General features: G+C 42.9%; 20 protein-coding genes and 1 pseudogene. 17 read left to right on the plus strand and 4 right to left on the minus strand.

Translation table 11 applies throughout. The annotated features are described in order from the left end of the window. The first annotated feature begins 7 nt into the window (after positions 1–7). Positions 8–835, plus strand: a complete 828-nt coding sequence (locus tag LPB220_RS04480; RefSeq protein ID WP_150905786.1) for an amino acid ABC transporter substrate-binding protein — start codon at positions 8–10, stop codon at positions 833–835. Positions 836–1,130: 295 nt separating this feature from the next. On the opposite strand, the gene LPB220_RS04485 is transcribed toward LPB220_RS04480, so the two are convergent. Continuing rightward, complete coding sequence (locus tag LPB220_RS04485; protein WP_150905788.1) at positions 1,131–2,321, minus strand: cation diffusion facilitator family transporter; 1,191 nt, start codon at positions 2,319–2,321, stop codon at positions 1,131–1,133. Positions 2,322–2,472: 151 nt separating this feature from the next. On the opposite strand from LPB220_RS04485, the gene pcrA reads away from it, so the two are divergent. The 3 genes from pcrA (at position 2,473) to LPB220_RS04500 (ending at position 7,205) form a co-directional block, all read left to right on the plus strand. Continuing rightward, positions 2,473–4,758: a DNA helicase PcrA gene (gene pcrA / locus LPB220_RS04490; protein WP_150905790.1), complete on the plus strand. Its 2,286-nt coding sequence runs from the start codon at positions 2,473–2,475 to the stop codon at positions 4,756–4,758. 368 nt (positions 4,759–5,126) lie between these two features. Next, the gene (locus LPB220_RS04495) at positions 5,127–6,401 is read left to right on the plus strand and encodes a DUF2130 domain-containing protein (protein WP_150905792.1); all 1,275 of its coding nucleotides are present in this window, start codon (positions 5,127–5,129) and stop codon (positions 6,399–6,401) included. A gap of 3 nt (positions 6,402–6,404) precedes the next feature. Then, positions 6,405–7,205, plus strand: a complete 801-nt coding sequence (locus LPB220_RS04500) for an alpha/beta fold hydrolase (RefSeq protein WP_150905794.1) — start codon at positions 6,405–6,407, stop codon at positions 7,203–7,205. Between the two features lie 36 nt (positions 7,206–7,241). Here the strand turns inward: LPB220_RS04500 and LPB220_RS04505 are convergent, their stop codons facing one another. Then, positions 7,242–8,558 (minus strand): FAD-containing oxidoreductase, encoded by a 1,317-nt coding sequence (locus LPB220_RS04505; RefSeq protein WP_150905796.1) that lies wholly within the window; start codon positions 8,556–8,558, stop codon positions 7,242–7,244. A gap of 180 nt (positions 8,559–8,738) precedes the next feature. Here LPB220_RS04505 and truB point away from each other — a divergent pair, with 180 nt between their 5' ends. From truB to LPB220_RS04575, 13 genes and pseudogenes are all read left to right on the plus strand, one after another. Beyond that, on the plus strand, positions 8,739–9,635 hold the full coding sequence (gene truB / locus LPB220_RS04510) for a tRNA pseudouridine(55) synthase TruB (protein ID WP_191904626.1): 897 nt from the start codon (positions 8,739–8,741) through the stop codon (positions 9,633–9,635). Between the two features lie 4 nt (positions 9,636–9,639). Next, on the plus strand, positions 9,640–10,575 hold the full coding sequence (locus tag LPB220_RS04515) for a bifunctional riboflavin kinase/FAD synthetase (protein ID WP_150905800.1): 936 nt from the start codon (positions 9,640–9,642) through the stop codon (positions 10,573–10,575). 309 nt (positions 10,576–10,884) lie between these two features. Beyond that, on the plus strand, positions 10,885–11,286 hold the full coding sequence (locus LPB220_RS04525) for a Spx/MgsR family RNA polymerase-binding regulatory protein (protein WP_009732658.1): 402 nt from the start codon (positions 10,885–10,887) through the stop codon (positions 11,284–11,286). Between the two features lie 12 nt (positions 11,287–11,298). Next, a complete protein-coding gene (locus tag LPB220_RS04530; protein WP_003003480.1) occupies positions 11,299–11,577 on the plus strand; it encodes a UPF0223 family protein in 279 nt (92 codons plus the stop codon). Beyond that, the gene (locus LPB220_RS04535) at positions 11,567–12,337 is read left to right on the plus strand and encodes an inositol monophosphatase family protein (RefSeq protein ID WP_150905802.1); all 771 of its coding nucleotides are present in this window, start codon (positions 11,567–11,569) and stop codon (positions 12,335–12,337) included. The genes LPB220_RS04530 and LPB220_RS04535 overlap by 11 nt, the downstream gene beginning before the upstream one ends. Continuing rightward, the gene (locus LPB220_RS04540; RefSeq protein ID WP_150905804.1) at positions 12,338–13,642 is read left to right on the plus strand and encodes an RsmF rRNA methyltransferase first C-terminal domain-containing protein; all 1,305 of its coding nucleotides are present in this window, start codon (positions 12,338–12,340) and stop codon (positions 13,640–13,642) included. Positions 13,643–13,749: 107 nt separating this feature from the next. Then, on the plus strand, positions 13,750–14,616 hold the full coding sequence (locus tag LPB220_RS04545; RefSeq protein WP_150905806.1) for a phosphate ABC transporter substrate-binding protein PstS family protein: 867 nt from the start codon (positions 13,750–13,752) through the stop codon (positions 14,614–14,616). Between the two features lie 16 nt (positions 14,617–14,632). Beyond that, entirely contained in the window at positions 14,633–15,544 is a 912-nt protein-coding gene (gene pstC / locus LPB220_RS04550; protein ID WP_003003307.1) for a phosphate ABC transporter permease subunit PstC, read from the plus strand. Continuing rightward, complete coding sequence (gene pstA / locus LPB220_RS04555; protein ID WP_049496106.1) at positions 15,534–16,418, plus strand: phosphate ABC transporter permease PstA; 885 nt, start codon at positions 15,534–15,536, stop codon at positions 16,416–16,418. Before pstC ends, pstA begins: the two co-directional genes overlap by 11 nt. Positions 16,419–16,428: 10 nt before the next feature. Beyond that, the gene (gene pstB, locus LPB220_RS04560; RefSeq protein WP_150905808.1) at positions 16,429–17,232 is read left to right on the plus strand and encodes a phosphate ABC transporter ATP-binding protein PstB; all 804 of its coding nucleotides are present in this window, start codon (positions 16,429–16,431) and stop codon (positions 17,230–17,232) included. A gap of 29 nt (positions 17,233–17,261) precedes the next feature. Then, a pseudogene (gene pstB / locus LPB220_RS04565) lies at positions 17,262–18,020 on the plus strand (phosphate ABC transporter ATP-binding protein PstB). Between the two features lie 12 nt (positions 18,021–18,032). Continuing rightward, positions 18,033–18,686 (plus strand): phosphate signaling complex protein PhoU, encoded by a 654-nt coding sequence (gene phoU / locus LPB220_RS04570; RefSeq protein WP_003003266.1) that lies wholly within the window; start codon positions 18,033–18,035, stop codon positions 18,684–18,686. Positions 18,687–18,815: 129 nt separating this feature from the next. Next, on the plus strand, positions 18,816–21,359 hold the full coding sequence (locus tag LPB220_RS04575; protein ID WP_150905810.1) for a M1 family metallopeptidase: 2,544 nt from the start codon (positions 18,816–18,818) through the stop codon (positions 21,357–21,359). Between the two features lie 89 nt (positions 21,360–21,448). Here the strand turns inward: LPB220_RS04575 and LPB220_RS04580 are convergent, their stop codons facing one another. Both LPB220_RS04580 and LPB220_RS04585 read right to left on the minus strand, forming a co-directional pair. After that, entirely contained in the window at positions 21,449–22,726 is a 1,278-nt protein-coding gene (locus LPB220_RS04580; RefSeq protein ID WP_150905812.1) for a GHKL domain-containing protein, read from the minus strand. Further along, a complete protein-coding gene (locus LPB220_RS04585) occupies positions 22,726–23,436 on the minus strand; it encodes a LytR/AlgR family response regulator transcription factor (RefSeq protein WP_150905814.1) in 711 nt (236 codons plus the stop codon). Before LPB220_RS04585 ends, LPB220_RS04580 begins: the two co-directional genes overlap by 1 nt. Positions 23,437–23,493: the final 57 nt, after the last annotated feature.

A 23,493-nucleotide genomic window follows, 5' to 3' on the forward strand; every position in this document is an offset into this window, starting at 1 on the left:
GGAGAGGATGAAACGAGTAATACCATGGCTGCTAGGTGTCCTTAGTCTCGCTCTTCTGACTGCCTGTGGACAGACAGTGAGTGATCCTAAAGTGGACAACTGGCAAAAATACCAAAAAGAGCAGTCCATCACGATTGGTTTTGATAATACTTTCGTTCCCATGGGCTTTGAGCAAAAAGATGGGAGCTACGCTGGTTTTGATATTGATTTGGCTAATCAAGTCTTTGAATCTTATGGGATTCATGTCAACTGGCAACCCATTGATTGGGATATGAAAGAGACGGAACTGAAAAATGGTACCATTGATGCCATCTGGAATGGCTATTCGGCTACAGATGAACGTCGGGAGAGTGTTGCTTTTACCAAGCCCTATATGAAAAATGAACAAGTCTTGGTCACTAAGAAAGCCTCTGGGATCCAATCAGTCGATGGGATGAAAGAGAAGCGATTAGGTGCCCAGACTGGATCGTCTGGCTATATGGATTTTGAAGCCAATCCTAAAATCTTGAAAAATAAGGTTAAAAATCAAAAGGCTACCCAATACCAGAGTTTCAACGAGGCGCTGATCGATCTTCAGAATGATCGGATCGATGGGCTCCTAATCGACCGTGTCTATGCCAACTATTATTTGCAAACGGAAGGAATTTTAAAAGACTACAATGTCTTTCCTGTCGGTTTTGAAACTGAATCCTTTGCGGTAGGGGTGCGCAAGGCGGATAAAACCTTGAAGAAAAAAATTGATGAAGCCTTCGTAAAACTCTATCAAAAGGGCCAGTTCCAAAAGATCTCTAAGAAGTGGTTCGGAACGGATGTAGCAACAGACGATATCAAGTAAAAAAGCTAGGAAATGATTCCTAGCTTTATATTAAAGACAAAGTTATCTCAAAAACTTTCCTTAGGTGAGTACGGACGTCAGCGAACTTCTACGAAGTTCCATGACTTAGTTTTGAACCTAAGGTTTCAAAACTCCCGAGTGCTAGAAACATCACTGTTTCTAGCACTTTTCTCACAGCGGAAAGTTTTGGTATACTTTTGATTCATTTTAAAAATTAGAAAATTTTTAGAGGATCAATTAACTTTTTTTATAAGGTTTGGCTGCTCTCTCAAGCTAGGAAATACTTCCTGGCTTTTTAATCTGTTTTATTAGTAATTTGATGGAAAATCTTTTGCCAAGTTTCGTGGCGACGCCAGAGACTGGTATGGATTTGACCGTCTAGTTCATAACGTATGAGTTTGGTTTTTTGGCTGATGGACTCTAGTTCAAAGTTTTGGAATTGAACTTGGTCACTTGCGAGAGCCTCTATTAATTCTGCCTTGTTGTGTTCGTGACCGGTATCGTCAATCAAGGTATAATTATCTGCTAACAGTGTATCAAATTCTTGCTTAGCATAGAGGCGTTTTTCGTAGGTTAAGAGTTTCTTTTCAACGTTTTCGATCAACTCATCCTCAGGAATTGAGCTAGGTTCCACATGGACGTCAATGTCAAAGACTCCAAATTCTTCTTTCAGAAGATCCTCGACTTCTTCTGTGATCGCATGGCTTTCATAGACGGAAAGATCGGGATTCATCTCCAAGACAACGTCCAGATAGATATTGCTTCCGTAGGTCCGTCCGCGTTGGTATTTCACACGTGCAATCTTAGGGAGTTTTAAAATTGCTTTTTCGTAATCTTCGAGGAGACTATCGTCAAAGCCGTCTGAAAGACTAAAGGAAGATTCCATAAAAATATCGTAGGCTGTTTTGAGGATAAAGAAGGTGATGATGATGGCTACGATTTTATCGACAATTGGATAGTTAAAAGCACTAGCAGCGATCGCGATCGACGTTCCAAGAGAAGTGACGACGTCTGAAAGATTGTCTTTTGCGGCTGCTTTTAAGGCTTTGGATTTGGCTCGTTTGGCTAAGCGAAGATTGTAGAAATAAACGCCTAGCATGACAAGGGCTGAAACCACTCCGACACCAGCACCGAGTGGATCAATGCTAACTGTTTCATTGCTGAAGATCTTTTGGAGGGTATCGCGTAAGACATCAAAACCGACATAAAACATAATGATGGAGGTGACTAGACTAGCTAGATCCTCAATTTTCCAGTGACCAAACTTGTGATCACGGTCAGCTGGTTGGCGAGCGAGACGAATCCCGATGAGCAGGGCAGCATTGCTGATAATATCTGATAAGTTGTTAAATCCATCGGCTACCAAACTAGAGGAGTGAAGCAGATGGCCAGTAGCTAATTTTGCTGAAGAAAGTAGTAAATAGGCTAAAATACTGATGATGGCACCACGTTCGGCCAGTTTTAAGTTACTGTATGGTTTTTCCAAAATTTCCTCCTACAACCTCGGATATGAACCTGTTTTCTTTAAGCTACTATTATATCGTTTTTGGAAGGGAAATTCAAATGAGTCCTTTTTTAAAAGAAGCTAGGCCGGTTTTGTGGTATAATAGAACGATTGAATGAATGAGGAGTATGAGATGAATCCTTTATTGAATGGTATGAATGATCGCCAGGCAGAGGCGGTCCAAACGACAGAAGGTCCCCTCTTGATCATGGCGGGGGCTGGTTCTGGTAAGACACGTGTCTTGACCCACCGCATCGCTTACTTGATCGATGAAAAAATGGTCAATCCTTGGAATATTTTGGCCATTACCTTTACCAATAAAGCCGCTCGGGAGATGAAGGAGCGGGCTTATCAGTTGAATCCAGCCACCCAAGATTGCTTGATTGCCACCTTCCACTCCATGTGTGTGCGCATCCTCCGTCGAGATGCGGATCATATTGGCTACAATCGTAACTTCACTATTGTCGACCCAGGTGAGCAACGGACCTTGATGAAGCGGATCTTGAAGTCCTTGAATTTGGATCCTAAGAAATGGAATGAACGGACCATTTTGGGAACTATTTCCAATGCTAAAAATGACTTGATCGATGAAGTGGCCTATGCCGCCCAGGCTGGCGATATGTACACCCAGATCGTCGCTAAGTGTTATGAGGCTTACCAAAAGGAACTCCGTCAGTCAGAAGCAGTGGACTTTGATGATTTGATTATGCTGACCTTGCGTCTTTTTGATCAGCATCCAGATGTGCTGACCTATTACCAGCAGAAGTTCCAATATATCCACGTGGATGAGTACCAAGATACCAACCATGCCCAATACCAGTTGGTCAAACTCTTGGCTTCACGCTTTAAAAATATCTGTGTCGTTGGGGATGCGGACCAGTCTATTTATGGCTGGCGGGGAGCAGATATGCAGAATATCCTGGACTTTGAGAAGGATTATAAGGAAGCTAAGGTCGTCCTCCTAGAAGAGAATTATCGCTCGACCAAGACGATCTTGCAAGCAGCCAATGATGTCATCAAAAACAATCGCCACCGCCGTCCGAAGAATCTCTGGACACAAAATGAAGACGGGGAAGAGATTGTCTATTACCGGGCTAATGACGAGCAGGATGAAGCAGTCTTTGTTGCTAAAACGATTGAAGAGCTTAGTCGCGAAGCTGGCTACAAACACCGTGATTTTGCGGTTCTCTATCGGACCAATGCCCAGTCACGGACCATTGAAGAAGCGCTACTCAAGTCTAACATTCCCTACACCATGGTAGGGGGCACCAAGTTCTACAGCCGGAAGGAAATTCGGGATGTCATTGCTTATCTAAACTTGATTGCCAACCTCAGTGACAATATCAGTTTTGAGCGCATTATCAATGAACCCAAGCGGGGAATCGGGCCAGGTACAGTGGATAAGATTCGCGACTTTGCTCAAATGCAAGAGTCCTCACTCCTGGATGCTTCAGCCAATATCATGCTCTCTGGCATCAAAGGAAAGGCAGCCCAAGCCATCTGGGACTTTGCCAATCTCATTCTTGATTTGAGAGAAAGATTGGACCAGCTGACCATTACAGAGTTGGTCGAAGAAGTCCTTGACAAGACAGGTTATATGACAGCCCTAACCAATCAGGGAAATTTGGAAAGTCAGGCCCGCATCGAGAATATCCAAGAGTTCCTATCTGTTACCAAGAATTTTGATGAAAATGGAGAGACCGTCGAAGACGAATCAGGTGTGGATACCTTGAGTCGTTTCTTGAACGATTTGGCTTTGATTGCCGATACAGATGATGGAGCCCAAGAGACTTCAGAAGTCACCTTGATGACCCTTCACGCAGCCAAAGGATTGGAGTTCCCAGTCGTCTTCCTGATTGGGATGGAAGAAAATGTCTTTCCTCTTAGTCGTGCGGCTGAGGATCCAGATGAATTGGAAGAAGAGCGTCGCTTGGCTTATGTAGGGATCACGCGGGCAGAGAAGGTTCTCTTCTTGACCAATGCCAACTCACGTTTGCTTTTTGGACGGACCAGCTACAATCGCCCGACACGTTTCATCAATGAAATTAGCTCGGATTTATTGACCTACCAGGGATTAGCCCGTCCAGTTAATACCAGCTTTAAGGCTTCTTATAGTAATGGTGGCGGAACGACCTTTGGAAAAGGCATGAGCCTGTCACAAGCCCTTCAAGAGCGCAAGAGACAAGCAGCTCCAAGTGCCCTCACGTCATCAAGCCTCCCCTTTGGCAATAGCAACCGTTCTAGCGCCAAAGAGAGCGTCGCTTGGTCCATTGGCGACATTGCCATTCACAAGAAGTGGGGCGAGGGGACTGTCTTAGAAGTCTCTGGTAGTGGTAGTACCCAAGAGCTCAAGATCAACTTCCCAGAAGTGGGTCTCAAAAAACTCTTGGCCAGTGTCGCTCCGATTGAAAAGAAATAAACTAAAGCCAGTAAGCTAAGTCCACTGTTTCAGATTATAAATAATCAACATCTTTTCAGAAATCTAAAGTTATTACTGAATGAGACTATTGAAAAAAATATTTTGGAACTAGTGCAAAATAGATTGAGACTTTTCGCCGTGAGGAAAGCATCAGAAACGCATTAGTTTCTGGTGCTCGGTAGATTTGAGACGTAAGGATCAAATCTAAGGTATGGAATCCCAAAGGGAGTCGCTACCGTCCGTCCTCACCTAAGGAAAGTCTCTATAGAGAAATGAATATTCAGTTGAAACCAGCAAGCCTCGTTTGCTGGTTTTGATTTTACTGGTGGCATGATATAATATACTAAGAATAGAGAAAGAGGCATACTATGAACGAAATCAAGTGTCCCAACTGTGGGGAAGTCTTTACAGTCAACGAAAGTCAATACAGCAAACTCTTGTCACAGGTACGGACAGCTGAGTTTGACAAGGAAATTCATGAGCGGATTCGGCAAGAGTTGGCTTTAGCTGAGCAAAAGGCCCTTAATGAGCAGCAAGAGAAGTTAGCTAAGAAGGACCAAGAAATTGCCCAATTACAAAACCAGATTCAACAGTTTGATACTGAAAAAGAATTGGCTAAAAAAGAGGTGGAGCAAACAGCTAGTCAAAGTCTGCTAGAGAAAGAAAAAGAAGTGCAAGCGCTGGAGAATCAGTTGGCCACCTTGCGCTTGGAGCATGAGAACCAGCTGCAAAAGACGCTTTCTAATTTGGAGAAGGAGCGTGATCAGGTACAAAACAAATTGCTCCTTCAAGAGAAGGAAAATGAACTGTCCCTAGCTTCTGTTAAACAAAATTATGAGGCTCAGCTTAAGGCAGCCAATGAACAGGTCGAGTTCTACAAGAATTTCAAGGCCCAACAATCTACAAAAGCTATCGGTGAAAGTCTGGAACAGTATGCGGAAAGCGAATTCAACAAGGTTCGCAGTTTTGCCTTCCCAAATGCCTATTTTGAAAAGGACAATAAGGTCTCTGCGCGTGGTTCTAAAGGCGACTTTATCTTCCGCGAGTGCGATGAAAATGGGGTAGAGATTATCTCCATCATGTTTGAGATGAAGAATGAAGCCGACGGAACCGAGAAGAAGCATAAGAACGCGGATTTCTACAAGGAATTAGACAAGGACCGTCGAGAAAAGAACTGTGAATATGCGGTTTTAGTGACCATGCTTGAAGCAGATAACGACTACTTCAACACAGGGATTGTCGATGTCAGTCATGAGTATAAGAAGATGTATGTGGTCCGTCCTCAGTTCTTTATCCAGATCATTGGGCTCCTGCGCAATGCGGCCCTCAATTCTCTTAAATACAAGCAAGAATTGGCGCTTGTTCGTGAACAAAATATCGATATCACCCACTTTGAAGAAGACCTGGATGCCTTTAAGGTTGCCTTTACTAAGAACTACAATTCGGCTTCTGTCAACTTTGGAAAGGCCATCGATGAAATCGACAAGGCCATCAAGCGGATGGAAGAAGTCAAGAAATTCCTCACCACTTCAGAAAATCAACTTCGTCTTGCTAACAACAAGTTGGATGATGTTTCCGTTAAAAAATTGACACGGAAAAATCCAACCATGAAAGCTAAATTTGATGCTCTGAAAGGAGAATAATCTTTGTATTCAGCTAAGAACGCTACCTTATCCATGAATGGGAAAACCATGGACTATGTAACATTTGGTAAGGGTAAACAGCCATTAGTGATCATACCAGGCTTGGGGGATGGGTTACAGACCGTTAAAGGAAAGGCCCAGCTCTTTTCTCTCTCGTATCGCCTACTTGCTAAGCGATATAAGATCTATGTTTTTTCTCGAATCAATGAGTTGAGGCAGGGCTATACGACGCGGGATATGGCAGCAGATGTAGCAGAAGCAATGGAGATACTAAACCTAGATACCGCTTATGTTATGGGGATTTCGCAAGGTGGAATGATTGCTCAATGGCTAGCTGCAGATTTCCCAGAAAGGGTTCAAAAGCTCATCCTAGCTGTGACAACAGCGAAGCCTAGTCAACTTGCTAGAGAGCGAATTGAGCATTGGCAAAAACTTAGTCAATCTGGAAATTTTAAGCATCTCATGGTGGATATTGCAAAGCATTCCTACACGCAAAAGAGCTATCAAAAGTGGCGGTTGCTTTATAATATTATGGGTCGCTTGGGGCGAATCAAAGATGAAAAACGAATTGCTATTCAGTCTCAGTCTTGCCTGGAACATAATAGCCTTGAGGTCTTAAAAGAAATTCAATGTCCAACCTTGGTCCTTGGTGCGCTTGAAGATGATGTGATTGGTGTGGACGGATCCAAGGAACTGGCAAGAGCGATTTCGGGTTGTCAGCTCCTTATTCTAAAGCATTCTGGGCATGCTCTTTATGAAGAAAATAAAGCATTTCAAGAGGCTGTCTGTGAATTCTTAAACTAAAAAAAGCTGGAATATTTTCCAGCTTTTTTATGTTAGTTAAATCGCAAAGAGATCGTTTAGGTTTTCTGCCATGGTTGGGTGGGTAAAGATTTGTTTTGCAATGTAAGTATAAGGGATCTTGTTGTCCATGGCCATGGTGATCTGGTTGATGATTTCGCCTGCAGCTTCTCCAAAGAGTGTCACTCCAAGAATTTCTTTAGTTTCTGGGTTGACCACGGCTTTGAAAGCACCTCGAAGGTCTGCATTGACGTGTCCGCGTGGCATGGCAGCAACTGGCAATTCTTTAACAGCAACTGGAAGTCCTTTGTCGCGTGCTTCTTGCTCGGTCAAGCCGACTTGGGCAAGTGGAGGAGCAATAAAGAGTGTTGTCGCATAATTTCTACGAGTTTCAAGATTGTAGCTACCATCGCCTGTAAGATAGTTGAAGACAATGCGGAAGTCATCGAGTGACATGTAGGTGAATTGAGGACCACCATTAACATCCCCAACTGCAAAGACACCAGGGACGCTGGTTTCCAAATGACGGTTAACTTGGATTGCTCCACGATCAGTGACTTGGATGTCTGTGTTTTCAAGACCAAGTCCAGCTGTGTTTGGCTTACGTCCTGTTGCGTAGAGAAGGATATCAAACTCGAAGTTTCCCTTATCCGTTACAACGGTTAAGCTATGGTCACCATCTTTGATTTCTTGGGTATGAACGCCTTGCAAGAATTGAATACCATCTTCTTCCAGGTAGCCTTTTGCAAGAGCTGCAATGCTTGGCTCGATCCGTGGCAAGAATGCTTCAGAAGCGTCCAGTACTGTTACTTGGCTACCCAAGGTATTGTAGAGATGAGCAAATTCCAATCCGATAGGTCCACCACCAAGGACGCCCAGGCGTTTTGGTAGGTTTTCCAAACGTTGAATACCGGTTGAATCCACTGCAAATTTACTTTCAGCCAATCCTGGGATTGGAAGGATAGTTGGCACAGCACCAGTATTGATAATAATGGTTTCAGCTGTCAATTCTTCCTTTTCATCTCCAGCTTGAATTTCGATGACCCTGTTAGAAACAAAACGAGCCGTCGCGTCGATAATGTCTACACCAGTTCCAGCAATCGTTGCGTAGTTCTTGCCATTGAGGCGAGTAGTGACTGCATTTTTCTCATTCATGGCTTGCTCAAAATCCAAGCCTTTTTCTGCTGCAACAATCAAGGTCTTGGTGGGAATACAAGCGATATTGATACAAGTACCACCGTACATAGACTTGCTCTTTTCAATCAGAGCAACTTTTTTTCCTTGGCTTGATAATTTCGCTGCGAGTGTTTTACCAGCTTTACCAAATCCAATCACAATAACATCATACATTAACATATGTTACACCTTCTTTCGCTTTCTATTGTATCAAACCCATTTTAAAAAGTCTGAAATCTGCTACGGGATTTTTTAGGAGCTCATGGGAAGGGGGAAAGAGGGACAAAAGGTCTTGTTTCATGGTATAATGAAGGGTCGGTGGCCCGGATGGTCACACAAGAGTTAGAAAGAGCAAATCAGATGGACGGAATTATCAATGTAAAAAAAGAAGCAGGCATGACCTCACATGATGTGGTCTTTAAACTGCGAAAAATCTTAGGAACTAAGAAGATCGGCCATGGGGGAACGCTGGATCCAGATGTGGTGGGAGTGCTTCCGATTGCAGTTGGCAAGGCGACCCGGATGGTCGAATTTATGCAAGATGAAGGCAAGATCTATGAAGGAGAAATCACTTTGGGATTTTCTACCACGACGGAGGATGCCAGCGGTGAAATCGTAGAGCGGACCCCAGTGGAAGCCCCTTTAGATGCAGAAGAGGTCGATCGCATGATTGCCCAAATGGTGGGAGAAATCGAGCAAGTACCACCTATGTATTCAGCGGTCAAAGTCAATGGACGTAAGCTCTATGAATATGCGCGGGTAGGAGAAGAAGTGGAACGCCCTGTACGGCAGGTAACCATATATGAATTCACGCGCACTAGTGAGATTAGCTATGAAGAAAGTCTAGCCCGTTTTCGTTTCCGAGTTAAATGCAGTAAGGGCACCTATATCCGGACCTTGTCGGTGGATTTGGGTCAAAAACTGGGCTACGCAGCCCATATGTCTCATCTGACACGGACCAGTGCTGCCGGTTTGTCACTGGAAGATGCCCTGACCTTAGAAGAAGTGGCTGAAAAAGTTGCACAAGGAGATTTGAGCTTCCTTCACCCACTTGAAATTGGCACCGGGGATCTGGAAAAAGTAGAGCTGACAGTAGAAGAGGTTGGCGAAGTCCAAGTGGGACGCTTTATTCCAGTTGAGAGTGACTCCAAAGAGTTAGCTGCTTTTTACCAAGGAAAATTGGTAGCCATTTTAGAAAAAAGAGAAGAACTTTACAAACCTCGAAAAGTCTTTCTAACAGAAAGTGTGTTACAATAAATTCATGAATATTCGTACGATTACTACTGCTAACCAGATCCATTTGGAGAATGAGACAGTTTTGGTTCTGGGCTACTTTGATGGCCTGCATCTGGGGCATCAAGAACTCTTTAAAAAGGCGCGTCAGATAGCGGATGAAAAAGGCTTGAAGGTCGCTTTGTTAACCTTCCCTGAATCTCCTAAGTTAGCCTTTGTTCGCTACCAACCAGAATTACTGCTTCATTTGCAGAGTCCTGAGGATCGGTTCCAAAAATTAAACGAACTAGGAGTGGATGAGCTCTTCCTCATTGATTTTACGACCGATTTTGCTTCTAAAACTGCGAAAGAATTTGTTGATCAATTTGTCAAAGCCTTGAGGGCCCGAGTTTTAATTGCTGGATTTGATTATAGTTTTGGCTCTGATAAGAAAACGGCCTCTGACTTATCTGCTTATTTTGATGGTCAAGTGGAAGTCATTTCTCCTGTATTGGATCAGGGGGAAAAGGTTAGTTCGACCCGAATTCGTCAAGCTATCCTAGAAGGACGCGTCAAAGAAGCTGCCCGTCTACTTGGTCACCCTTTATCCAGTCGGGGAATCGTCGTGCACGGGGATGCGCGTGGCCGCACCATTGGCTATCCTACCGCCAATCTAGCACCGATTGATCGGACCTATCTCCCATCAGATGGGGTTTATGTAGTCGATGTCGATTTTAAAGGGCAGACCTACCGTGGGATGGCTTCTGTCGGGAAAAATGTCACCTTTGATGGGAAAGAGCTTCGTTTCGAAGTCAATCTCTTTGATTTTACAGGAGATATCTATGGTCATACCCTGACCATTCATTGGTTGGATAAGATACGAGAAATGGTCAAATTCGATGGGATCGATCAACTAGTGGCGCAACTAGAAGAAGATGAAGCAGTTTCACGAAACTGGACCAAGAGAGTGGGACAGAAGTCCTAGCCTCTCAATTGTTTTTGGATTGTCGAGCAAGACGCAGTGGTTGAGTGGGCTCTACTACGCTGATTTCATCAGCTTTTACAGCCCTACTCAACTGTGCGGAGGTGGGACGACGAAATCGAATTCTAACGAATGACCGATTTCTGTCCCACTCTCTTTTTTCGGGCCTCTTCTTGGGAAAAATGAAAGGGATTTCTTTTTTCCACTGAAATTCAGAAAAATCGTCGAGAAATCAAAAAAGCGCTTTTCAAGCACCTATTTTTTTTGTATAATAGAGTCAGATAGTTATATATAAAAAAAGAAGTGAACCACATGATTACATTATTTTTATCACCGAGTTGTACATCATGTCGAAAAGCTCGGGCTTGGTTAAAAAAGCACGATGTTCCATTTAAAGAACACAATATTATGACAAGTCCTTTGAGCAAACAGGAGTTGACAAGTATATTGGCCTTGACCGAAAACGGAACAGACGACATTATTTCAACTCGTTCAAAAATTTTTCAAAAATTGGATGTTGATGTTGAAGATTTATCTATCTCAGCCTTGATCCATCTGATTGAGGAAAATCCTAGTCTCTTGCGGAGACCGATTATTTTGGATAACAAACGCATGCAGATTGGCTTTAACGAAGATGAAATTCGGGCCTTCTTGCCACGGAGTTATCGCAAACAAGAGTTACGCTCTGCCACTCTAAGAGCAGAAATAAACTAAGAAGTATGTCGAATGCAAAAAAATTATAGTTACCCACTGGACTTATCGTGGAGCACTGAAGAGCTTGCTTCAGTGCTTTCTTTTTTCAATAAAGTTGAAGAAGCCTATGAAAGTAAGGTAGAAGCCAAAGAATATATGGAAGCCTACCGGGCTTTTAAGAAGGTCGTGCCTAGTATCGGAGAAGAAAAGCGTCTTGGACGGGAGTTCGAAGAAGTGAGCGGTTATTCTCTCTATCGTGCGACCCAGGCTGCAAAGCAAAAAGAGGAAGGATGGTTTTCTCTTGAAGAATAAGTTAGAGTTTGCTAAACAAATCGTTTTAGAGGCTGGAGACTACTTGCGTCTTCATCTCCATGATGACTTGATGATCTCAAAAAAGACGGGGCCGACAGATTTAGTCACCCAGATGGACCAACAGGTTCAAAAGGATTTGGTTGAAAAAATCACACATCGCTACCCAGATGATCGGATTTTTGCGGAGGAAGATGGTCTTCGCTCCCCAATTTCAGAAGGATCCGTTTGGGTGATTGATCCTATTGATGGGACCAATAATTTTGTGACCCAAAAGGAAGATTTTGCGGTGATGGTGGCCTACTTTGAAGACGGAATTGGTCAGTTTGGCCTGATTTACGATGTGATGCGGGATCACCTTTTTTACGGGGGTGGAGAATTCCCTGTGTATCGCAATGAGGTTGAACTGACCCCCTTTGTGGACCAACCTCTGGAAAACTTTCTGATTGCTTCAAATGTCGGCATGCTTGAGAAAAATGACTGGGGCATGGCCGATCTTGGCATGGATTCTCTTGGCATTCGGGTCTACGGAAGTGCCGGTATTAGTTTTTCAAAAATTCTCTCAGGTGGGATTCTAGCTTATTTTAGCTATATCTGGCCTTGGGATTATGCCGCAGCTGCGATCATGGGGGAACAGTTGGGCTATACCGTTTTAAATCTAAATGGAGATAAACCTAGTTACCAGTCAGTGGAACCCATTATGATGGTTCCAAAAGTGAAGTTAACAGAAATTCAAACCTATCTTAAGAAAGGGAGAAGTTAAATGAATTTTCCCAATGGTTTTAAAGAAAAATACCAGCATCTTCTAGGTGAGGATGCTGCTGCTTTTTTTGCGACCTTTGAACAAGAAGCAGTATCGGCCTTTCGGACTAATCCTTTGAAAGAAGCGCAAAAAGCATTTGATGATCCGATTCCTAATACCCCTTGGGGCCATTATGGAAAGGTCTCAGGAAAATCCATCGAGCACGCAACGGGCTTGGTCTATTCGCAAGAGCCAGCTGCACAGATAGTGGCCCAAGTCGCTCAGCCGAAGCCAGGGATGAAGGTCTTAGACTTGGCCGCAGCTCCTGGCGGAAAGACCACCCAACTCTTGTCTTATTTGGACAATCAGGGACTCTTGGTCTCCAATGAGATCCACAAGGGCCGCTCGAAAATTCTTGTAGAGAATGTCGAACGCTTTGGTGCGCGAAATGTGCTAGTAACCAATGAGTCTGCCGATCGTCTGGCCAAAGTTTTCTCAGGCTTTTTTGATCTGATTGTACTAGACGCCCCGTGTTCAGGTGAGGGGATGTTCCGCAAGCAACCAGATGCCATGGACTATTGGTCTGTCGATTACCCTCGAGAGTGTAGTCTTCTTCAAAGAGAGATTCTAGAGGATGCTCTCAAGATGTTGCTTCCAGGTGGTTCCTTGGTGTATTCAACCTGTACCTGGGCTCCTGAGGAAAATGAAGAGATCGTATCCTGGCTTGTGGAAAACTATGATCTGGAGCTGGAAACTGTCGAGAAGATCAATGGTATGGCAGAAGGCATTGACCATCCAGAAACGGCGCGCATGTATCCTCATCTCTTTAAAGGGGAGGGACAATTTGTTGCTAAGTTCCGTTATCTAGGAGAGAATCGTCCTGCCAAAATCCCTTCCAAAAAGGACCAATTATCTGCGGAGCAAAAGAAATGGTGGCAGGAGTTTTCTAAGAAACACTTGAAGATCACTCTAGAAGGTGTCCTCGAAACCTTTGGGGACGAACTCTACTTGGTTCCGCTTGATTTACCAGATTTGCGCAAAGTAAAAATCGCCCGAAATGGCTTGCACCTAGGGACCTTCAAGAAAAATCGATTTGAACCTAGTTTTGCCTTGGGCCTTGCTCTGAAACCGAGTGAGGTAAAAGAGACCGTTTCGATCACGCCTGAAGACTTTGTTCATTATGTGGCGGGAGAGACGGTTCAATTGAAGGAAACGCATCCAAATGGATGGTACCAGGTCCTTGTTGAAGGCAATGGTTTGGGCTTTGCCAAAGTGACCGGCCAGACCCTGAAAAATTTCTATCCAAAGGGGCTTCGTTTTAGGTAAAATGCTGGGCAAAGAACCCGTTCTATGATATAGTGGAAGTACAGGTTTTTTTGAAAAAAACTTGTCAAAATCATAAGTGAAATAGTGAAATATCAAGGAGACATGATTTGAAAAAGTCTAAAAAGCTGATCCTAGGACTAGCGACGATCGCATTAGCAGGAAGTTTATCTGCTTGTGCTTCTTGGATCGATCGCGGAGAATCCATCACTGCTGTAGGATCGACTGCCTTACAACCCTTGGTTGAAGGAGTAGTCGATCGCTACATTGAAGAACATCCTGGTAAGATTGTGAATGTACAAGGAGGAGGTTCTGGTACAGGACTTTCACAAGTTCAATCTGGCGCTGTAGATATCGGAAATAGTGACCTTTTTGCAGAGGAAAAATCTGGAATTGATGCCTCTAGTCTGGTCGACCATCAGGTAGCCGTAGCAGGGACAGCCATCATTGCCAATAAAAATATCTCAATCGACAATTTGACAACAGAGCAATTGCGAAAGATCTTTACGGGTGAATATACCAACTGGAAGCAATTGGGAGGTCCAGATCTTGAAATCACGATTGTGAACCGAGCGGTTGGTTCTGGTAGCCGTGCTGTCTTTGATGCCATTATTATGGATGGCAAACAACCCAAGCAGGCTCAAGAGCAAGACTCTAATGGAATGGTGAAAAACATCGTTTCTCAGACGCCAGGAGCCATCTCTTATCTAGCCTTTACCTACTTGGATAGCAGTGTTAAAACCATGAAGCTTAATGGCTATCAACCAACTAAAGCCAATGTCGTCAACAATAACTGGCCAATCTGGTCTTATGAACACATGTATACCAAAGGAAAACCCAATGAGTTGTCTAAAAAATTCATTGACTACATGATGACCGATGAGATCCAGCAAAAAGTTGTTGGCAAGATGGGTTATATCCCGATCAATGACATGAAAGTTACCCGTGATTTAAAAGGGAATGTGACAAAAAAATAAAAGAATTAGGTAAAAAATGAACGAAGTAGCAAAAAAAATGCTGACGAAATCAAAAAACTCCCGCCTAGAAAAATTTGGGAAAACCATTACTTTTTTATGTATGAGTTTGATTGTCGTGGTCGTTGCCATGATTTTGATTTTCGTGGCCCAAAAAGGTTTATCGACTTTCTTTGTCAATAAAGTCAATATCTTTAGTTTTCTATTTGGGAGTACTTGGAATCCTGCTGCAAAGGAATTCGGAGCCCTACCAATGATTCTAGGTTCCTTTATTGTAACCTTGCTTTCTGCCCTCTTGGCAACGCCGTTTGCCATTGGTGCAGCAGTTTTCATGACAGAAGTCTCACCCAAAGGAGCTCGTTTCTTGCAACCAGCAATTGAGCTCTTAGTGGGGATTCCATCAGTTGTTTACGGATTCATTGGCCTTCAAGTGGTCGTACCATTTACGCGTAGTCTCTTTGGTGGGACTGGTTTTGGGATTCTCTCAGGGGTCTTTGTCCTCTTTGTTATGATCCTGCCAACTGTCACCTTTATGACGACCGATAGCCTCCGAGCTGTGCCCCGTCATTACCGGGAAGCTAGTATGGCCATGGGAGCGACCCGTTGGCAAACTATTTGGCATGTCACGCTCAAGGCAGCCCGCTCTGGAATCTTTACAGCGGTTGTATTTGGTATGGCGCGTGCCTTCGGGGAAGCCTTGGCTATCCAGATGGTAGTCGGAAACTCGGCAGTAGTACCCACCTCGCTCACAACACCAGCTTCCACTCTCACCTCTATTTTGACTATGGGAATTGGAAATACCGTCATGGGTACGGTCAATAACAATGTCCTTTGGTCACTCGCCTTGGTATTGCTCCTCATGAGTCTTGCCTTTAACAGTGTGATTAAACTGATTACGAAAGAAAGAGGTAAGAAGAACTATGCACGCTAAACGAATGGATAAAATTGCCACAGGACTGCTGTATGCTATTTCAGGGATCATCGTTGCGATTCTTGCCTCATTGATCCTTTATATCTTGGTCCGTGGCTTGCCCCATGTATCTTGGCACTTCTTGACTGGGAAATCTTCTTCTTATCAAGCAGGAGGAGGGATCGGAATTCAATTGTATAATTCCTTCTTCCTCTTGGTTATTACCTTGGTGATTTCCTTCCCACTTTCTCTTGGAGCTGGGATTTACCTCTCTGAGTATGCTAAAAAAGGTCGCTTGACCAATTTGGTTCGTACCTGTATTGAAATCTTGTCTTCTTTGCCATCTGTCGTTGTAGGTCTCTTTGGTTACTTGGTTTTCGTTGTCCAGTTCAAATACGGATTTTCGATCATTTCAGGGGCCTTGGCCTTGACCGTCTTTAACCTGCCACAGATGACTCGCAATATCGAAGATAGCTTGCAACACGTCCACCATACGCAGCGCGAAGCAGGTCTAGCTCTGGGCTTGTCTCGCTGGGAAACTGTGATCCATGTCGTGGTACCAGAAGCTCTTCCAAGTATTATCACCGGGGTCGTCTTGGCCTCTGGACGGATCTTTGGGGAAGCCGCTGCCTTGATCTATACTGCAGGTCAATCGGCTCCAGCCCTTGATTGGTCAAACTGGAATATCTTTAGTGTGACCAGTCCGATTTCGATCTTCCGTCAGGCTGAAACCTTGGCCGTCCATATCTGGAAGGTCAACAGTGAAGGAACTATTCCAGACTCGATCGAAGTCTCAGCCGGTTCTGCCGCAGTTCTTTTGATCTTTATCTTGATCTTTAACTTTGGAGCGCGCAAACTTGGAAGTTACCTCCATAAAAAACTAACATCTGCTTAAAGGAGAAGAAATGTCAAAATACAATTGGGATGAGAGACACATCATTACTTTTCCTGAAGAAAAGGTGGTCCTATCGACCAAAGATTTGCATGTCTATTATGGAACGAACGAGTCTATTAAAGGCGTCGACATGCAGTTTGAAAAGAATAAGATTACAGCCTTGATCGGTCCTTCAGGATCTGGGAAATCCACCTACCTTCGTAGTTTGAACCGGATGAATGATACCATCGATATTGCGCGTGTTACGGGTGAAATTTGGTATGAAGGAATCGATGTCAATCGTCCAGATATCAATGTTTATGAAATGCGCAAGCACATTGGGATGGTTTTCCAACGGCCCAATCCTTTTGCCAAATCGATTTATAAAAACATCACCTTCCCGCATGAACGCGCTGGAGTCAAAGACAAGAAGATCTTAGACGAATTGGTCGAAACTTCTTTGAAACAGGCAGCCCTATGGGATCAGGTCAAGGATGACCTTCATAAATCAGCCTTGACACTTTCAGGTGGCCAACAGCAACGACTTTGTATCGCACGTGCCATCTCTGTGAAGCCAGATATCTTACTCATGGATGAGCCTGCTTCAGCGCTTGATCCGATCGCGACAGCGCAATTAGAAGAAACCATGCTTGAGTTGAAGAAGGATTATACGATTGTCATCGTGACCCACAGCATGCAACAAGCAGCCCGTGTTAGCGATTATACCGGTTTCTTCTACTTAGGAAACCTCATTGAGTACGATAAGACTTCGAATATTTTCCAAAATGCGAAATTGCAATCGACCAACGATTATGTATCTGGTCACTTTGGATAAAGTAAAATGACAACAAAAAGGAAAATAGAATGACAGAACCAATTTTGCAAGTCAAGGACTTGTCGGTTTATTACAATAAAAAGAAGGCTCTAAATAGCGTCTCCTTGGACTTTGCTCCAAAGGAGATTACGGCCTTGATTGGTCCTTCAGGATCAGGGAAATCTACCCTTTTAAAAGCCATTAACCGCATGGGTGACCTCAACCATGAGGTCACCACCACAGGAACCATCCTCTACAATGGACATAATATCTATGGACCACGGACCGATACGGTCGAATTGCGTAAGGAAATCGGAATGGTCTTCCAACAACCCAATCCTTTCCCAATGTCCATTTATGATAATGTGACCTATGGATTGATGATTAATGGTGTCAAGGACAAGGCTGTCTTGGATGAAGCAGTTGAAACCTCTTTGAAACGCGCTTCCATCTGGGATGAAGTCAAGGATCGCCTGCATGATTCGGCTATTGGACTTTCCGGTGGTCAGTAGCAGCGGGTCTGTGTGGCGCGGGTTCTTGCGACCAGTCCAAAGATTATTCTTTTGGATGAGCCAACTTCAGCGCTAGACCCGATTTCAGCTGGGAAGATTGAAGAAACCTTGTATGGACTAAAAGACCGCTACACCATGCTCTTGGTGACACGCTCCATGCAACAAGCAAGTCGGATTTCCGATAAAACTGCCTTTTTCTTGGATGGCGATTTGATTGAGTACAATGACACCAATGAAATGTTCTTGAACCCAGCTAAGAAAGAAACAGAAGACTATGTCTCTGGTAAATTTGGATAGGAAGAAAATAAAATGTTACGAGTTCAATTTGAAGAAGATTTAGAGAAGTTGCATAACCAGTTTTATGCAATGGGAAATGAAGTGTTGAGTCAGATCAACCGTACGGTCCGCGCTTTCGTGACCCATGACCGTGAATTGGCCCGCCAAGTTATCGAAGATGATGCGGAGATCAACGACTACGAAGTGAAGTTAGAGCGCAAATCCTTTGAGATTATTGCCCTTCAACAGCCCGTTTCACAAGACCTTCGTGTCGTGATGACTGTCTTAAAAGCGGTCTCTGACTTAGAGCGGATGGGTGACCACGCAGTATCAATTGCCAAGGCAACCATTCGCATGAAAGGGGAAGTCCGTATTCAATCTGTTGAGGAAGAGATCAGCAAGATGGGCCGTGAAGTCAAAGATTTTGTCGAAGCGACACTAGATGTTTACCTCAAAGGCGATGTGGATTTGGCCTATGAAGTTGCGACACGAGACGAAGTCATCAACCATTACTTCGATAGCATCCAAGAATTAGCAACAGAAGAAATTCGGAAAAATCCTGAGTCCATCGTGACAGGACGGGATTATTTCCAAGTGATCAACTTCTTGGAACGTATCGGAGATTATGCAAAAAACATCTGTGAATGGGTGGTTTACTTCGAGACAGGTAAAATTATCGAAATGTAAGATCATGGAGTCTTTTCGATCACAGACAGGCATTGTCATGCTTGTCTTTTCTTTTATCTTAACTTTGTGATAAAATAGTTTTGTTAGGGCTTTTCATTGGAAAGCATGAAACATTTAAAGGAGGAAATTATGCAAGCAGTTGCACATTTTGTAGAAACATTTGTTCCAGAACATTACGAAGTGTTTTTGGATTTAAGTCGTAAAACCAAGACCTTTAGCGGTCGTGTGGTGATCACAGGTCAAGCCAAGGCGGACAAGATCTCGCTTCACCAAAAGGATTTGACCATCGAAACAGTAGAAGTAGCAGGTCAAGCCCGTCCATTTACGGTTGATGATGACAATGAAGCAGTCTATGTTGAATTGGAAGGCACAGGTCAAGTGACAGTTACCCTGACCTATTCTGGTAAGATCACAGACAATATGACTGGGATTTACCCATCTTATTACAGCATTGATGGTGTGAAGAAGGAAGTCCTTTCTACTCAGTTTGAGAGCCATTTTGCGCGTGAAGCCTTTCCAAGTGTGGACGAGCCTGAAGCCAAAGCAACGTTCGATCTTTCTTTGAAATTTGACCAAGAAGAAGGGGAAATTGCCCTTTCAAATATGCCTGAAATCGATGTGGAAAACCGCAAAGAAACAGGAATTTGGAAATTTGCTACGACTCCTCGCATGTCTTCTTACCTCTTGGCCTTTGCGGCTGGAGATCTTCAAGGGATCACAGCCAAAACAAAAAATGGCACTCTTGTAGGTATCTATTCAACCAAGGCACATCCGTTGAAAAACTTAGAATTTTCTCTTGATGTCGCGGTACGTGTCATCGAATTTTATGAAGACTATTATGGCGTGAAGTATCCAATTCCTCAATCCCTTCACGTAGCGCTTCCTGACTTCTCAGCTGGAGCCATGGAAAACTGGGGCTTGGTGACTTACCGTGAAGTCTATCTCCTTGTAGATGAAAACTCAACTGCAGTTAGTCGTCAACAAGTCGCTCTTGTAGTTGCTCACGAATTGGCTCACCAATGGTTTGGTAACCTAGTAACCATGAAGTGGTGGGATGACCTCTGGTTGAACGAAAGTTTTGCCAACATGATGGAATATGTATCTGTCAATGCCATCGAACCAAGCTGGAATATCTTTGAAGACTTCCAAACAACAGGTGTTCCATTGGCCTTGAAACGCGATGCAACCGATGGGGTTCAATCTGTCCATGTGGAAGTTAAACACCCTGATGAAATTAATACTCTTTTTGACCCAGCCATCGTCTACGCTAAAGGTAGCCGCCTCATGCATATGCTTCGTCGCTGGTTAGGGGATGACGCATTCCGTAAAGGTCTCAAGGCTTACTTTGAAAAACACCAATACGGCAATACCATCGGTCGTGACCTTTGGAATGCCCTAGGTGATGCATCTGGCCGTGATGTAGCAGCCTTCATGGATTCTTGGTTGGAACAACCTGGTTATCCTGTCCTTACAGCAGTGGTAGAAAATGATACCTTGAAGATCAGCCAAAAACAATTCTTCATCGGAGAACATGAAGACCAAGGCCGTCGATGGGTTGTGCCATTGAACAGCAACTGGTCTGGTATTCCAGATACACTTGAAACAGAAACGCTTGAAATCCCAGGTTATGCTGCCCTTGCTGCTGCAAATAGTGAACCGCTTCGTTTCAATACGGAAAATACAGCTCACTACATTACCGATTACCAAGGAGAGCTCTTGGATGCGATTGTAGACAATATGGCTTCCTTGGATAACTTGAGCAAGCAACAAATCCTTCAAGAACGCCGTCTCTTGGCAGAAAGTGGTGTCATCTCTTATGCAAGTCTCTTGCCAGTCATCGAGAAATTGACCCAGGAAACGTCTTATTTGGTTGTATCTGCAGTTTCATCAATCCTTCAAGGACTCAGCCTCTTTGTGGATGAAGGGACGGAAGTAGAAGCAGCCTATAAGAAGTTGCTCGTAACCTTCAACCAATTCAACTTTGAACGCCTTGGTTTTGAACCAAAAGCTGGAGAAGCGGATGAAGATGAAATGGTTCGTCAATTGGTTATTTCAAATATGATCAAGGGAGACGATGCCAAAGCAAGCGCCAAAGCAAGTGAAATCTATGCAGCCCATGCAGAGGATATCAGCAAGCTTCCAGCCGCTATTCGTTTACAAATCTTGATTAACCAAATCAAACACCATGAAAGCAAAGAGTTGACTGATTTGTACTTGAACACTTATGCTCAAGCGACAGATGGTAACTTCAAGCGTCAATTGTCGACAGCTCTGGCTTATACAACCGATGCAGACACAGTTGAAAAGATTTTGACAGAGTGGAAGAACAAGGATGTTGTGAAACCACAAGACTTAGCAATGAGTTGGTATTTGACCTTCTTACATCATGAGTTCACTCAAGAATCTGCCTGGACTTGGGCGCGTGAAAATTGGGAATGGGTTAAAGCAGCTCTTGGCGGAGACATGAGCTTTGACAAGTTTGTCATCTACCCAGCCAATACCTTCAAAACAGCAGAGCGCTTAGCAGAATTCAAAGCCTTCTTTGAACCACAATTGTCTGATATGGCTATCAGCCGAAACATCAGCATGGGAATCAAGGAAATCGCAGCGCGTGTGGATTTGATTCAACGGGAAAAAGCAGCAGTAGAAGCCGCTATCCTTGCTACGAACTAAATTTAAAAAAATGCTACAGAATGAATTCTGTAGCATTTTTTTTTTTTTTCAATGAATCATCAGTATTGGATATCAAAGGAGAAGGAGCATTAGTTTATTGGACTTGGTAAGAGAATTTCCGTTCGATAGTGGCTATTTTCTTTGAATCGCTTGATAGTTCCTTGGTATTCTTGTACTAGGGCATCAACGTTTCGCAAGCCCCAACCATCTCTTTGACGTGTTTTACGAGTCTCTTGTTCCTGTTCATTAAAGGTATTGTTGATCGAAATAAATAGATTTTGTTGAAAATAACGTATATTCAGAGACAATGTTCTCTCTGATTTATCAGTCAATCGAAGACAGGCTGAAATACTATTATCCAAACAATTTCCTAAAATAACAGCTAGAACATCTGGCTGAATAGATAGTTCTTGTGGGATAAAGCAGTTAATATCCAATTCAATTTCATCTTCCACATCGTGCAGTTTTTGATTCAGTAAATAATTAACCGTTGGATTTTTGGAGTAAAAGGTTTGTTTTCCTGAAATACTATCGGTTAACGACTGAAGGTACTCTCTAGCCTCATCAGGATTTTCTTCTAGAAGTGCCAAGAGGGTTAAATGTTTATTTTTTAAGTCATGCCGAAGACTTTGCAATCGTTGGTATTCTTCTTGAGACTGCTGTGTTTCTCTTAATTGGAATTGAAGTTGTTCTTTATCTAATTTATTTTGATAATAAGCGTGCTGTTGTTGAGAAAGATGTAAGGTAAAATACAGCGAGGAAAACGACAATACAATAAGAGACAAGAGTGAAATGACAGAAAGATAATCTGGTCCAAATACTTGCCCTTGAATAGCAGATACAGTAAAGGCAAAAATAATCGATAAAATCGGCACGATAAATTGATAAAGCCAATTTCTTCTAGATGTTGCCATGCTTAACTTTTGATGTGTTCGAAATAGCTGTCGAAGAACAAGAGTGATCACAGTTGAAAAAAGAAAACTGATGGCAAGGTAACCACTAATCAGTTCTAAATTTTTCGATACTTTTGACAGTGGAAGAAATAGTTGGATAGCTTGATTGAGGACAGCTCCGGCTAATAATGTCAGGCTTGTTTGTAAGAATATCCAAAAGGAAGAATCACGAAAGGAGTAGCCAAAATAGAGTCCTACAAGAGAGGATTCTACAATACTCAGGAAGAGATTGCTAACTAAAAAAACGCGACTTTCTAAAAATAGAAACACAAGAGCCACATGAAAAAGAAAGCAACAACAAAGGACTAGAAGTATCTCTTTTGAATGTTTACTTTTGGATATTGGCCTATAAAATAAAACACTTGCTAGAAATAAGTCAAACAAGATACTAATAATCCGAAATCCTATTAGCATTAGAAATTCCTTTCACTGAGATAGTTATAGTATTTTTCTTTAAAAGAAGACTGGAACTTACGACTAATTGGAAGTGAATGCTCCTCGGTTCCATTGAGCAAAATAGTTACTGTTTTCGCATCAAAATCTTTGATATATTTGGGATTTACAATATAAGAAGCATGAATTTGAATAAAATAATCAGGTAGTTTATCTAAAATTTCTTGAGTTTTCAGTAAGGACTTATAGGTATCTGCCAGTGTGTAAATAAAAACGGAACGCTTATCTTTCTCAAAATAGGTAATGTCACTTAAAGGAATAGAGTAACTTTGTTTTCCAAATGAGAAGTTAAAGATGGTTTGTCCTAAATCTAAATAACGCAAGATCCTATCTAATACCTTATTTAACCTTTGGGGTTCAATGGGTTTTACTAAGTAATCAAAAGTCTGTACTTCAAATACTTGTTCCATGTAATCACGATAGCTGGTCACAAAAATAATGGGGATAAAAGGATTGAACTGACGAATTTCACGTGCAAGGTCAATTCCAGTAATTTGTGGCATATCAATATCCAAAAAAACACAATGTGTATCACTTGTTAACTGTTCTAGCATTTTTTGTGGATTTGTATATAGTTTTGTTTCTACAGGAACCTTGTCGTAAGAAAGTAAATACTGTTCTAACTGACTAGCATCTCTAGTTGAGTCATCACAAATAACGACGTTTAACATAAGTCCCCCTTATCAAATTGAGTTGGCTAATTATGACACTAAAATGGTAAATCATGA

The sequence above is a fragment of the Streptococcus sp. LPB0220 genome (assembly GCF_008727815.1).
Classification (GTDB): Bacteria; Bacillota; Bacilli; order Lactobacillales; family Streptococcaceae; genus Streptococcus.